The sequence below is a fragment of the Alistipes provencensis genome (assembly GCF_900083545.1).
Lineage (GTDB): Bacteria > Bacteroidota > Bacteroidia > Bacteroidales > Rikenellaceae > Alistipes > Alistipes provencensis.
Window position 1 is genome coordinate 807,999 of the sequence record NZ_LT559262.1, and the last position, 14,182, is coordinate 822,180.

General features: G+C 60.1%; 8 protein-coding genes. All 8 read right to left on the reverse strand.

All coding sequences use genetic code 11. The features are described from left to right. Window positions 1–8: 8 nt before the first annotated feature. From BN5935_RS03330 to BN5935_RS03360, 8 genes are read right to left on the reverse strand one after another with little or no spacing between them, the layout of a single operon-like run. Window positions 9–1,865 (reverse strand): glycoside hydrolase family 2 protein, encoded by a 1,857-nt coding sequence (locus tag BN5935_RS03330; RefSeq protein ID WP_064974846.1) that lies wholly within the window; start codon window positions 1,863–1,865, stop codon window positions 9–11. Window position 1,866: 1 nt separating this feature from the next. Next, the gene (locus BN5935_RS03335) at window positions 1,867–3,978 is read right to left on the reverse strand and encodes an alpha-galactosidase (RefSeq protein ID WP_064974847.1); all 2,112 of its coding nucleotides are present in this window, start codon (window positions 3,976–3,978) and stop codon (window positions 1,867–1,869) included. A 4-nt stretch (window positions 3,979–3,982) separates the two neighbouring features. Beyond that, on the reverse strand, window positions 3,983–5,863 hold the full coding sequence (locus BN5935_RS03340) for an FAD-dependent oxidoreductase (RefSeq protein ID WP_064974848.1): 1,881 nt from the start codon (window positions 5,861–5,863) through the stop codon (window positions 3,983–3,985). 48 nt (window positions 5,864–5,911) lie between these two features. Further along, window positions 5,912–7,477, reverse strand: coding sequence for a hypothetical protein (locus tag BN5935_RS03345; protein WP_064974849.1), 1,566 nt, complete (start codon window positions 7,475–7,477; stop codon window positions 5,912–5,914). Between the two features lie 11 nt (window positions 7,478–7,488). Next, entirely contained in the window at window positions 7,489–7,665 is a 177-nt protein-coding gene (locus tag BN5935_RS15075; protein WP_157377873.1) for a hypothetical protein, read from the reverse strand. 19 nt (window positions 7,666–7,684) lie between these two features. Beyond that, complete coding sequence (locus tag BN5935_RS03350; protein WP_064974850.1) at window positions 7,685–9,331, reverse strand: SusE domain-containing protein; 1,647 nt, start codon at window positions 9,329–9,331, stop codon at window positions 7,685–7,687. Window positions 9,332–9,358: 27 nt separating this feature from the next. After that, complete coding sequence (locus BN5935_RS03355) at window positions 9,359–11,092, reverse strand: RagB/SusD family nutrient uptake outer membrane protein (protein WP_064974851.1); 1,734 nt, start codon at window positions 11,090–11,092, stop codon at window positions 9,359–9,361. Between the two features lie 13 nt (window positions 11,093–11,105). Then, the gene (locus BN5935_RS03360) at window positions 11,106–14,177 is read right to left on the reverse strand and encodes a SusC/RagA family TonB-linked outer membrane protein (RefSeq protein ID WP_235820997.1); all 3,072 of its coding nucleotides are present in this window, start codon (window positions 14,175–14,177) and stop codon (window positions 11,106–11,108) included. Between the last annotated feature and the right edge of the window lie 5 nt (window positions 14,178–14,182).

The following is a 14,182-nucleotide window of genomic DNA, read 5'->3' on the forward strand; positions in this document are numbered from 1 at the left end:
ATTTGGTGTTATTTCCTTTTCGATTGCTCCGCCTGTTTCGAGCGGTAATAGTCGTGGATCACATGCCACGCTTTTTTGCGCTGTCCGCGGTCCGAGAGGAGACCCTTGCGGTTCCAGCCCTCCTGATTGGTCGGATGGAAACGGTAGGGCGATCGGAAATCGAACAGGATCCACGGCGAAATGCCGGCCAGATTGGGGATGTTGGCGAACATGGCCAGATTGTCGATATAGAGCTGCTCCTGATACTCCTCGCTCCACGACGAGGCGCGATGCCGGTCGCCGTGCTGTCCGTACTGCGCCTCGCAGCCGAACTCCGAAATAATCAGCGGCTTGTCCGTGCAGATATCCCAGTGTATCGTCCCCGGGTCCTTGGGCCACGGGGCATACCAGCCCATGTATTTGTTCACGGCGACGACGTCCAGCAGGCGCGTGAAATCGTCGTGCATCTCGAACCGGTCGCTCTTTTCCATATAGTAGGCGTTGTCGAAGGCCGCCACGAACAGCCGGTTCTCGTCGAGCGCCTTGCCCGCTTCGAGCAGCGACGTCAGGAAAGCGTCGCGCGCCGCCGAAGGGCGTGTTTCGTTGGCAATGCCCCAGAAACCGATGGCACAGCGGTTCTTGTCGCGGGCGATCATCTCGCGCAGCATGGCGTGCGCCTTTTCGGCGGTCGCCTTGTCCGTGAAGTCGATGCCCTGCCAGATCGGGATCTCCTCCCACAGCAGGATGCCCATCTCCTCGGCCATGCGCACCGTGTATTCGTTCTGGGGATAGTGCGCCAGACGCACCATGTTGGCCCCGAGGTCCTGCACCTCCGCGAGCAGCATCCGCGCATCGGCCCGGCTGCAGGCACGGCCCATGCGCTGGGGAATCTCCTCGTGGAACGAGATGCTGCGCATGAACGTTTCGCGGCCGTTGACCAGTATCTTCGTGCCGTCGACCGTGATGCGGCGGAAGCCGATGCGGTCGTCGAGCGGCGAGCCGCCGCACACGAGCCGCACGTCGTAAAGATACGGCGCCTCGGGCGACCAGAGTTTCAGCTTTTTGACATCAATACTCGTTTCGCCGTGCCCCTGTGCATCGGTGCGCAGCGTCTTGTCGATCCCCAGCTCGGGGATTTGCAGCGACACCTCCCCGGCGACGGGCTCCGAGAGGTCGACGCTCAGCAGCAGCCGGCTGTCCGACGCCTTGTCGAGCCGCAGGAAATAGTCGCGGATGAAGGTCTTCGGGGTGCGGACAATCATCACGTCGCGCGTGATGCCGCCGTAGTTCCACCAGTCGAAAGCCATCGCCGGAATGGCGTCCGGACGGCGGCGGTTGTCGACCTCGACGGCCAGAAAGTTGTCACCGTCCCGGAGCAGTCCCCCTATCTCGACTTCGAAGGGCGTGAAACCGCCCTCGTGGGTACATATTTTCTTCCCGTTGAGATAGACGTTGCAGCGGTAGTTCACCGCACCGAAATAGAGGAACATCCGCTCGCCGTCGCGCGGTGCCTCGACAGCCGTTGCGCAGATGCCTTCGGCAGGCTGCACGGCGCTGGTCCCGACCATGAGGTGGCGGGCATACCAGACGGTCCCCTCGTAATATTTCAGCTCGGGGCTCTGCGAATTCCAGTCGCCCGGAACCTCCAGCCGCAAACCGCCCTCGAAAGCGTATTCGAAGAACTCGGTATCGTTCTGTGGCGTGCGGTTGAGGAATATCTCCTTGGGCACGCCTTGGTCATAAGGGTCGATGATGGCCGCCCACTTGCCGTTGAGCAACTGGCAGTCGCGCCCGTATACGTTCGTCATGGCCGGCTGTGCGGCGGCCGGAGTCACTGCGGCCGTGCAGAGCAGGACCGCTGTGAGCAGTGTGTGAAATCGCTTCATCTTACTTTCCGATCGTGTATTTGTAGAGTGCGAAGGTGTTCCCGGCAGGCAGCGTCACGCGCAGCGCACCGTTCCGGCCGACGGTCTGTCTGTCGGCTGCGGCTCCGTATCCGAGCACACGCTCCAGCGTGATCCGCGTGCCTTCGGGCAGGAACGTGTCGACCGTGCCCGTGTCCGACGGCGTGGCCTCGCGGTACAACAGCAGGTAGCCTTCGCTGTCCGAAACAATGGACTGGAATCCGGTCCACGAACGTCCCGAGGGCTCCTCCCCGACGGGCAGGATGATCCCGGCGTGGAACTGCGCGGCGACGCGTCTGTAAGCCGCCACCAGCGGGGCGATGCCGAACGCTTCGTCGGGCAAGTTCTGCGATTCGAGCCACGCCAGCGGCTGGCCGGCCAGAGTCGTCGCAAAGAGGTAGTCGAATCCGTGGACGGCGGGTGCGAACGGATCGCCGGCATACTTGTCGGCATTGCGCCACTTGTTCAGGAACTCGACTTGGATGCGCTCGGCCGGAACATAACGGCTCAACTGCCAGATGTTGCGCAGCGTGCGGTAAGGATAGTAATTCTGCCAGTCGGTATAGCGGTTCTCGAGGAAAATGTTGCCGTATTCGTTGAACATGTGGTATCCTCCGCGCCGCGACGCCGTGGCGTCGAGGTTGAACAGCACATCGCCGCCCGACTGCTCGACGACCGTGTCGAACAGCCGCCGGAGGTTGGTCTCGGCCCGCTTCGTCGGGATCGTCAGTCCGTCGATCTTGAAGACCTTGACGCCGTATTTCCGGTAAAGGTCCAAAATGGCCTCGGCGTCCTTCTCCCACGCCTCGAAATCGTTCTGCACGCTCGGATTGAACCACAGTCCCACCTCGATGCCCAGCTCGTGCGCCCGCTTGACGATGGGCGCCAAGCCGTTGGGATATTTGTCCTTCGCGGGTTTCCAGTAATCGGGATTGTCCCAGATGTTTTTGAACGAGCCTTTCGCCAGCGCCGAGTTGGGGCTTTTGCCCTCCTGCCAGCCGTCGTCGATCTGGAAATGGGTGATGCCCAGCCGCGCCGCACGCTCGAGCTCCTCCAGACAGAAGCGCTCGTTGACCTTCGTGTCCTGACTGCGGTCGCCCCAAGTGTTCATCATCACCATCTCGTCACGCCCGTCGCGCGGAGCGCGTATCTGCTTCTGATAGCGGCGCAGGGCCGTGAGCGCAGCGAGTTCGCCCTCGCCGAAGACCCCCGTCACCACCGAGTAGGCGCGCACCCACTCGCACGAAAGGTCCCGGCCCTCCACGCCGATGCCCGTCACGGCGAACGCCCCGAAATCGGCCGTGAAATCACCCCTGCCGTAAGCCAGTTGCACGGCCGACGAGGGCGCCTCCTTGAGCCAGAAGAACCCGTTGCCGTCGACACCGTTGCGCACGAAGAGCAGGTTGCCGCGGTAGCTGTTCTTGCGGTAGGAGATGATGTCGCGCTCCCAGACGAGGTTGTCGTTCCAGTCCGTGACGTCGGCGAACTCCACGGCGCGGGCGTGCCAGTGCACCCCCTTGAAATTCAACTGATCGAGAATCGCCGCCGAGGATTTGACCGCCATGTCGGCCTTGGCCTCGATGTTCTTGCGGTCGGCGGCGTTGTCCTCGCCCGCCCGTGCGTCCAGCGTAGCCGCAGGCGCCGCCGCCCCCGAAAGCCGGAGCCATGTGTGGCAGGCGATGGCCGGAGCGTCGGCCCAGATGTGGAACTCGCGCCGGATGTCCAGCCCGTCGAGCGTATACTCCACGCGGGCCCGGAGATAGGCCGGGGCACACACCGACTGCGGAATGCGCTCGACCTCCAAACGGCCTCCGGCGCCCTTTCCGGCGGCATTCGGCGTAAAGACGAAATCGGGCAGCGCCCGGGCAGCGACATGCTTCGCCCCCGTGGTCTTGTCCTCGAGCGAACGGGTCTTCAGGTTTCCCCCGTTCCACTCGAACCGGCGCTCGACGAGGTCGTTGCCGAGCACGAGCAGGGTGTCGCCCTGCAAACGGGCATACGGGCTCCCCGCCATAGCGGCAGCGCCGCCAAAGAGGGTCGAAAAGGTCAGTAATACAACAGCCAGAACGGAGCCGGCCGGAATCGGTCGTTTCATGTCGTTATCTATGTCCCGAGATACCGGCGGGTACGTCGAGTATCGTGTTGGGATGGTTGAATTTTTGGTTGTTGAGTTTTGCATCGGGATCGTAGGCGCCCTTGGCCATCGAGTCCCTGAGCTCCTGCAAATAGTCGGTGTAGACCGCGCGGGGCAGACAGCCGTGACGGTGGCAGATCGCCGCCGCCATGCCGACCACCTCGCCCATCATGCCCGTCGTGCGCATGACGCGCACCGTACCGAGTGCCACATGCGTGACGCTGATATTGCGTCCGGCCATAAAGAGGTTCTCCACATTGCGCGAATAGAGACAGCGGTAAGGCACGGCGTAGGGTTTGATCCAGTTGTGAACGGTCGCGGCCTTGAACGGGTCCTCGGGGAACCGGGCGGCATTCGTCTTGTCGGGGAAGTGGAGGTCGATGGCCCAGCTCGTCGTGAACGAACCGTCCTCGTGGAAGACATCCTTGTCGATATCGTCCTGCTTGAGGATGTAGTCGCCCAGCAGGCGGCGCGATTCGCGCTTGCCGGCAATGTAGCCCACCCAGTCCAAATTGCGGTCGGCGAACTTCTCCTTCTGCGAGTAATGGTTCTTCAGGAAACTCCAGTTCGAATAGATCACCAGCAGACCGTAGTCACGGATTCGCTCGGCCTCGGTGATCTGGTTGCGGTTCAGCCCCGTCTCCCATTTCCACTCGCCGAAGTTCACCTTCTCGCTGTTCTCCTCGTCGAAGACCACGCCGTACGAGAACTCGGGGAATTTCGCATGTGCCTTGTCCACCTTCGCCGAGTACCACTGCACCGAAGAGCCCATCACCATGCTGTCGGCGGTTTCGGGAGCCAGCGGCTCGCCGAACTCCGCGCGGGACTCGCGTCCCATGCGGTAATCGGCCCCGGCCATATAGCCGATCGTCCCGTCGCCCGTGCAGTCCGAAAAGATCGGCGCGTCGAGCCATATCTCCTCGCCCGTCTCGATGTGGCGGACGAGCACGGCCGCGATCTTCCGTCCCTCCATACGCACCTCGACGGCGCGGTACGGGGCCAGCAGCGTCACGTTCTGCTCTCCGTCGATGAATCGCTGTTTGCTGTCGTCCTCGTAGTTCGACGCCGGCTGCGCGTTCCCGGCCTTCGTGTGGCCGAATTCGCGGATCATGCGGCCCAGCATCGGATAGCGGCCCGTCTCGATGTAGCCGCCCAGATGCACGCGCACCTCCGAGCTGTTGTTGCCGCCGAGCACGGGACGGTCGTTGACCAGCGCCACGCGTCCGCACCCTTCACGAGCGGCGCTCACCGCAGCGCACATGCCCGCAATGCCTCCGCCGACCACCACGAAGTCGAAACGCTCCTCGCGCGGGGCGCCCGCTCCGGACGCCTCCCGGCGGAACGCCGCAAGTTCCTCGATGTCAGCGGGCGGCACATCGCCGGGACGGTCGGTGAGGTATACGGCGTCACAGCGGCCGTCGAAGCCCGTCAGGTCTTCGAGCGCCAGCGAAGTCGGCCCCTTGCGGAGCCGGATCTTACCGGCGTTCTGCCACTCCCAGCCGCTGCCCGTATCGCCGACGGTCTCCGCGAGCAGTTTGCGGCCGATGCGCACCCGGAACTTTCCGGGCCCGGGCTGCGAGGTCCACGGAGCCGTCCAGTTGTAGGTCCGCACCCACACCTGATAGACTCCGTCCCCGGGGATCGTAATGTCCGTTCGGGCCGGAGCGACGGGCGTTCCCGCGCCGTGCGCCAGCAGATAGGGCGATCCCATCAGGTCGGTAAACTGCTGGTCGACGACCCATCCGCCTTTGTCGGAGAAACTTTCGGCCTCGACAAAGAGGGAGCCGGCGACCGCATCGAGGCCGCCGATCAAAAACAGCAGCATGATAATCAGATTCTTTCTCATAAGTAGTTTGTTCAGCAACCTCAAAGTTAATCGGTTTGGGCTCTTATCCTATTCCTCGGCGATATACATTGCGTTCAAATGGCCTTCAGCAGCCATTTTCGTATCGATACCCACGACTTCGATCGAAATGCAACCCTCCGCATCGGGCGCTATACCCGTATAAACGGCCGTAAAATTGTCGAAGGGAATCACATCCCATGACTGGTAACCATCTGAGCCAATTTTGATCCCGCTTTTGATTTTTGTCGTACCCGAAGCCTTTGCTCCAACAACGGTAAATTGGGTTTCGCGAGCGTTGGTACTACCATTGTAACGAACCGAAAGCAGCACGACTTTGTAGGTCTTATCCTTGTCCAGCCCCGAAAGTTTCACAGTTGCCGGCCCTACATTTCCCTCGTTTTTCGTACCGGAGATTACCAGTGCATCGCGCCATACGCTCAACGGCCATTCGATACCATTCGAAACGATCGTCTTGTTCGGTTCCGCAGTCGCACCACCCCATGCTGAAAAGTTAGCAGAAGCTTCCAGCAAAACGGCGGTCTCAAAGTCGTCGGCATCGTTGAGCTTAAGTTGCGTATTTGGAGCCGTATAGTCGTACCACGGAGTACCGCTTGTTTTTTCGCCGAAATCGACATAGGCTTCCAGCTTTTTATCCTCGACGGGAGTCACCTTGTCGGCCGAAGCCATATCGACGCTGAACGCCGCGACCTTGCCGGCCTCGAATTTCAACGCCTTGCCCGTCAGGTCCACCACCCGGGTGAAAGTCACCAGATTCTCGGTCACTACTTTGACCGTCAACGACGTATCCGACAGGTCATTCGTGCCGTCAACGCCTGCGAAACAGCCGAACCACAGTCCCTCGGCCGCCGAGGTCACGATCTGCAACTCGCGCGAATGGGTACTCGATTCGTCAATGGTTTCTCCGGTCACGGGGTTGTGCACATAGCCGCCCGTCAGGTTGTTGGCGGACGCCGTAAGCGTCACCGTCTTAACGGCGTCGCCCGCGTCGAGCGCGAGGTTCGTCAGGCTCAGCTTGCCGTAGGCCGTGAAATGCCGGAAGCGCAGCGTCGGATTGACATCATACGAACCGCAGTCGGCCGACTCGCCGAAAAGCACCTGTGCAAACCGGTCGACCGTCGTGGCCGTCGGGGTCTGCACGGTCGGAATCCACAGCCGTACACGATCGTCGGGATTGCCATAAAACCCTCCGCTGTGCACCGAATTGTCCTCCTCGTAAGCATGGTCGATCGGCGTATAGGCATAATAGACATACCTCTCCGGCTTCGTCGTATTGAGCAGTTTGACCGAGAACGAAGCCGTTTTGCCGCCTTCGGCAACGACCGTCTCGTGGGAGTCCTTGTATTTGTTTCCACTGCCCGTATCCTGCGAATTGATACTTACGCGTATCTGGTCGTCGGCATCCCACATCACGGGATAGGCATTGCCGTCCTTGTCGCCGAAATGCGTGCGTGTCTGGGGAGATACGGCCGTGAGGTTCACAATGCGAACGTCGTCGGCCTCGGGTCCGGGATTCTTTATATCGTCGCTGTTCGAGCATGCGCACAGCGCGACGGCTGCGGCGCAGAGTGAAACCTTTATGCTGTACTTTTTCATCGTCTCAGCAGTTAAAAGGTTCCCCAATCGGTTTCGTCGGCATCGTCGATACCGTTGCCCCATGCGTCAACCTGCTCTTTGCTCGCGGCGAATCCCGCCTCAATCCTGATGGTCGATATCTCCGCCGAGGGAGCAATATATTGCTCCCTCGCAGCGGATAAAGATATCGTTGATCGTGTTTCTATCACGGTCTTACGGTTTTAGCGGTTACTCTCTCTTGTCGAATACGACGGTCATCTTCTCGATGTCGACCACGACGTAGTTGCATCCTTCGGGAATCCGGAAGAACGCATAACGGTTGTCTCCCTGACCTCCGGCGATCGTTTCCGATTTGTTGAGCACGGCGTCGACATAACCCGAGTGGTCGTTGCGCTTGGCATCGGCAGTCGAGCCGTAGCAGAATACGTTATTGTTCCAGCGGTTGACCTTGAAGTTCACGGTCGCAGTCTGCGCCTTGGCCGGAGCTCCCGCACCCTTGTTGTTGTCGTCGTTGGCCGTGTTGCGCGGCAGCACCGAACCCTTGTAGACGAAGATATTGGGGTTGGCAAGCGACTGCTTGAGCGTGTACTTCGACTGGAAGCCCACGAAGAAGCCCGAATCCGTGCCGTAGTTGTTGAACGTTCCGTACATCCACAACTCGGTTACTTCCATGGTATACGGGTTCTGAGCGGGAGTACCGTCGTTATCATAGGTCTTATTAAACGAAACCTCCGTATTCTTCAGGTCGTTGGCCGCCGAGCGGAACGTAATCGTCTTGGCCGTCAGGTCGATGACGATTCGGTAGGTGCCGTCGGCGGGGATCGTCCAGTGCTTGCCGGCCTGTGCCGCCGAGGTGGCTACCTGTACATAGGACGAAGCCTGTCCGTCGTGGATGTCGTCGCCCGAAGCCGGCACGAACGACATCTCGGTCTTCTCGTTGAAGAGGATCGGCAGATAGAGGTTACCGGCCTTCAGCTCACCGCGGTATGCGTATACCGATGCGTCTTCGAGCGTCTGTGCGACCTCAAGCTCGGCCTCCGGAGCCGCCGAACCGCCGAGGTAGATCTTGTCGATCTCGACGATGCTCGACGTGGGGATGATCGTCACGGTCTTGGTGTCGAAGTTCACCGTAACGCGGTAATCGTCGGCAGCGGAAATCTTCCAAGTTCCGTAGTTCTCGTCGGCACCGACGACCGTGGCATCCATCGGCACCTCGGTGATGTCCGTATTCAGACCCGAAGCCGGCACGATGACGTTGTTCTCATCGCCGTAAACCACCGGGAAGTAGATCGTACCCGCCTTGAGGGCTCCCGTCCAGACATAAAGGCGTGCATTGGTCTCCGATGCCGTGAGCTGTACGGGCGCCTCGAACGCCGAACCGTTCATGTAGAGCTCGTCGGCCTCGAACTGCTTGGCCCCGTAGGTCTTCACGCGGACCGTCACCGAAGCCTCGTCGGGAACGATGAGCCGCGGTCCGTCGAACTTCGCCGTGATGGTGAACCTGACGTCGCTGTACGAGCTGGTCAGCATCCCGAACTTGTTGACGATCAGGTCCTGCAAATCGGCGTTGGTGTATTCCCGCTCGAAGAAGCCGGTGTCCTCATATTCGGTAATGGCATCGGCCTTGCTGCCCACCACCGAAATCTTGTATTCGTAGGTCACGATGTAGTCCTCGCCGTAATCGGCCGCAGGCGTCCACGAGATGTTGAGGGCGGTTTCGTTCTCCTCCGCTTCGTTCAGGATCAGGGTCTCGGCCGAAGCCTCGATGCCGATCACGAAGTTGTGTCGTGATTCGGCGTTGTCCACATCGTCTTCGCAGGCCGTAAATCCGCAGACCACGGGCAGAAGCGCCATCAGTTTATATATCGTCTTCATAATTTTACGTTTGAAAAGAATTAACTACTAATAACCCGGGTTATCCTCGAGGTTGGGGCACAACTCGCGGTCGTAGGTCGGGATGGGCCACAGATACTGGTGCTCGGGGAAAATGCGCTTCGCACCGTACATGACCTGCCCTGCCGTCACCCACGGCGAGAAGTCGGCCAGACCGTTCTCGTCGATCTGGGGCGTCGAAGGCCACGGCCACAGGTTCTTGTCCACGAGTTTCTCCTTGCACTCCGAAGCGGGATAGAGGTAGATGTAGTTGTAACCGTTCAGGGCTTTCTCGGCCAGACGCCAGCGCATCAGGTCCTGCAGACGGAGATTCTCCATGGCCAGCTCGACGCGGCGCTCGAGGCGCACCGTGCGGCGCAGGGTCGTCTGATCTTTGGACGTAACGGCGGGATAGAGCGACGTGTCGCCGGCTTTCACGCCGTAGGCGCGCGCCCGCACGGTATTGATGGCGTCGAGAACCGAGTCGTCGATTTCGTTGAGCTCGATCTTGGCCTCGGCGTACATCAGCAGCACGTCGGCATAGCGCATGATGATATAGTCGGGGGCGACTTTGGGGAAATTGTCGACCCAGCTCTGGTCGATGCCCTTGCGCCACACCAGTCCGTTGAACGAGGCGTACTGCGCCACGGCGCGGCTGTCGTTGTTCGACTGCATGGCGCCCGTCTTGGTGTTGAGCACCTTGGTGGCGGCGGGCGACGGATCGTAGATGAACCCGACGTGCTCCGTCCCGAACTCCACGATCGTAGCCGTACAGCGCGGGTCGCGGTTCTCGAACGGCTTCTGCGGATTGAACAGCGGCGATTCGTCGATGGGCAGTCCGTCGGTGCAGAGATAGGCGGCGAGCAGGTCCCACGAAGGGTTGTAGGAGCCGTAACCGCCGGCGTTGCGCGGCAGTCCGTTCTTCACGAACCACTCGTCGAGCGTCACGCTGTTCTCGATCGAACGGGGAATTGCGAATACCTTCTCGGGAATCACGCCCGTAGACTGGAGGAACACGCTGCCGTAGTCCGATGCCAGCGAGTAGACATTGAGGTCCATGCAGTCCTTGGCGGCCTTGGCGGCGATCTCCCAGTCGCCCATGTAGAGCGCGAACCGGGCCTTCATCGCCATGGCGGCGCCTTTGGTGGGATGGGCATGCTCTGCGCCCCACGATACCGGAAGGCCGTCGATGGCCTCATCGAAATCGTCGTACACCAGCGGAATGATCTCCTCCTTGGGTTTGCGGCCGATGGCTTCAGCCTCGCTGATGGTCATGTACTTGTCCATGTAGGGCAGATCGCCGAAGAAGAACAGCAGCTCGGCATACTTGCAGGCGCGGGCGAAATAGGCCTCGGCCTTGAAGCGCTTGATCGCGGCGGGATTGACCCCGTTTTCCTCTGCGCGGTGAATGTTCTCGAGCAGCGTGTTGGCGCGCGAGATGAGCTTGTAGTCCTGCTGCCACAGGGAGTAAACCTCCCACATCGAACCGGTCATCGTACCGTCGAGCACCGATCCGCCGCTGCCGGCCGCACGGTTCTGCTGACGATAGGTGGTGTTGTCGGTCCACTGCTCGCTGCTCTCGAGCGGGCGGTTCCAGTAACCGAGGATGTAGAACTCGTTGACAGCCAACTGCAGCTCGACCTCGGTCGAATACCACGATGCGCTGTTGCCCTGATCCTTCGGCGTGATATCCATCGACGTGCATCCCGCAGCCATGAGACCCAGACCTGCGATGATGCCGATATATGTTTTTCTTGTGTTCATAACCATGTTTCTTTTAGAGTTTGAGAGACAAACCTACCAAGATCGAAGTCGTGATAGGATACGACGTTACACCCATTTCGGGGTCCCAGCCTTTGGGATAATCGCTGATGCAGAACAGGTCCGATGCGCTCACATAGAGCCGAACGTTGCTCATGCGGATCTTCTGCGTCCATTTCCGGGGCAGCGTGTAGCCGAGGGTCACGTTCTTCAGTCGGAAGTAACCGCCGTTGAAGAGCCAGAAGTCCGAAGTCTGGTAGTTGTTGCTCTTTCCGGTGTTGCTCAGACGCGGATACTTGGCATTGCGGTTCTGTTCGTCGGTGTTGAACGGACTCCAGTACTTGCCGTCGATGATGGCCGGAATATTGCCGTAGTTGTCGCGGATGGGCTGTACCATTTCGGTCGCCATGTAGCTGGTCCGCCGGCCGATGCCCTGAAACGCCATCGAGAAGTCAATGCCCTTCCATCCGAGGTTGACCGTACCGCCGTACTGCCAGCGGGGGAGCGAGTTTCCGAGGGGCACCTTGTCGTCCGAGTTGATCTTGCCGTCGGGCACGCCGTCGGGACCCGAAATATCCTTGTAGCGGATGTCGCCGACCTTGACGCTCGAATTGTAGGTCGCCGAATTGTCGACCTCCTCCTGCGTCTGGTAGATCCCGTCCGAAACATAGCCGTACCACTCGTTGAAGTAGCATCCCGGACGGTTGATCCGGCTGCCGTTGATCTGCTCCGAGCCGTTCATGTCCGTCACCTTCGACTTGAAGTCCGAGAAGTTCACGCTCACTCCGTAACTGAAGTCGCCCACCTGATCGCGCCAGCCGACCTCGATGTCGTAACCGTTGGTCTTCATCGTTCCGGCGTTGGAGCTGGGGTTGTTGTATCCCATGATGTAGGGGATGTTGATCGTCAGGAGCATGTCCTTCGTCTCCTTCCAGTAGTAGTCGAAATTCACCGACAGGCGGTTGCGGAAAAGACCCAGATCGACGCCGATGTCGGTCGAAGTGGTGGTCTCCCATGTAATGTCCTCCACGGCCAGCGCGCGCTGTGCGGCCGACTTGTCCGACACGACGTTGCCGTCCTTGTCGTAGAACAGGACATCGTTGAAGGTCATCAGGGCCAGATAGGGGAAATAGTTGCTGCCGATGCGCTCGTTACCCAGCATACCCCACGATGCGCGGACCTTCATGAAGTCCAGCCAAGATTCGGTTCCCTCCATGAATTTCTCGCGGGTCACGACCCAGCCGGCCGAGAACGAGGGGAACGTACCCCAGCGGTATTTTTTCGCGAAACGCGACGAACCGTCGTGGCGGACGTTTGCCTGCAGCAGATAACGGCCGTCGTAATCGTACATGATACGCCCGAACACCGAGTTCGAGGTGTACTCCGTACCGGTTCCCGAGTTGGTCTGGTAGTCCTCCGAACCGACGTTCAGGTAGGGATACTGCGTGAACTCAAAGTTGTCGCGGGCGGCGCTCAGCGACTCGCTCTTCATGAGGTAGTTCTCGTAGCCGACCATCACGTTGAGGTTGTGGTTGCCGTTGCGTCCGAACGAGGCTATATAGTTGGCAATGACTTGGCTGGTGACGTTGTAGTTGTCGTTGCGCTGCTCGGTCAGCTTGTTGGTGCTCCAGCTCGAACCCGAGTCGAGGTATCCGCCGATCGTCTCGGGGTCGTCGGCCAGCGTGTACCATACGGCCGGTCTGAAGGTCTTGGTCTTGCTGTAGTTGATGAACGGCGAAACGACGGCCTGAATGCTCAGCCCCTTGACCGGCTTGTACTCCAGCGAAGCGCGGCCGCCGACTTGGGTGCTCCATGCCTTGGCGTTGCCGCCGCCTACGAGCAGACCGTAGGGGTTGGCGCCCGATTTACCCTCGGCGATGCGTCCGTCGTCCCATGTGGCCGCATAGATGGCGGGCATCTTGCGCATCATGTCGAACGGACTGAAGTTCGGGGTGATGTTCTTTCCGCGGCGGATGTTGATGTCGACCGTGGCGAAGAGCTTGTCCTTGACGATGGTGGCGTCGTTGTTGGCGCGCAGCATCATGCGCTGGTACTTGCGCTCGCCGTAGAGACCGTCGACGTCGTCATAGGAGAACGACACCTTCGTCCGCACGAGGTCCGTACCGCCGCTGATCGAGACGTTGTGCTTGTGCTTGAGGGCCGAATCCTTCATGATCAGGCTCTTCCAGTCGGTCAGCGGATACTGGTTGGGATTGGTCTTGTTGTAGCTGATCCAGTTCTTGACCTGATCCGACGAGTACTGCTGGAAAAATCCGGCTGCGGGGTTGTCGTTGTAGAGCAGCTCGTTGTACATCTCCATGTAACGGGTCACGCCGACCATGTCGGGCTGCATGGTGGGAACCTCCCAGCCCACCTCGCCGTTGTAGGTGAGGTTCGTCCGTTCCTTGGCGCCGCGCTTGGTGGTGATCAGGATCACGCCGGCAGCGGCCTTCGAACCGTAGATCGAGGCGGCGGCAGCGTCTTTCAGCACCGATACGCTCTCCACGTCGTTGGCATTGACATAGTCGATGTTGTCGCAGGGGCTTCCGTCGACGATAATCAGCGGGTTGTTGTCGCCCATGGTCGTGATACCGCGCACCTTGATCGTACCCGAAGCGCCCGGCGCACCGCTGTCGCGCGTCACGAGCAGACCCGAAACCGAGCCCTGCAACGCCGTCGAAAGCGTGGTGGTCTGACGTGCCACCAAGTCGTCGCCCTTGATCGCCGACACCGAACCCGTAAGGTCCTTCTTCTTGACGGCGCCGTAGCCGATCACCACGACCTCGTCCATCAGTTTGGCGTCCGGCTTGAGCGTGACGTTCAGCGTAGTTTCCCCGTTGTAGGGACATTCATAGGTCTCGTAGCCGATGTACGAAAAGACGAGCGTGACGCCTTTCTTCACGTTCATCGAGTAACGGCCCTCGGTGTTGGTGGCCGTACCGTTCCGGCCGTCCTTCTCGAAAACGGTGACGCCGAGGAGGGGCGCTCCGTTCTCATCGCTGACGACTCCCGACACGGGCAGTGCCTGTGCGGATGCAATGACCGGGAAGGCACACAACGTGCAAAGGACAAGTATGAACCTGCGCACTTGCT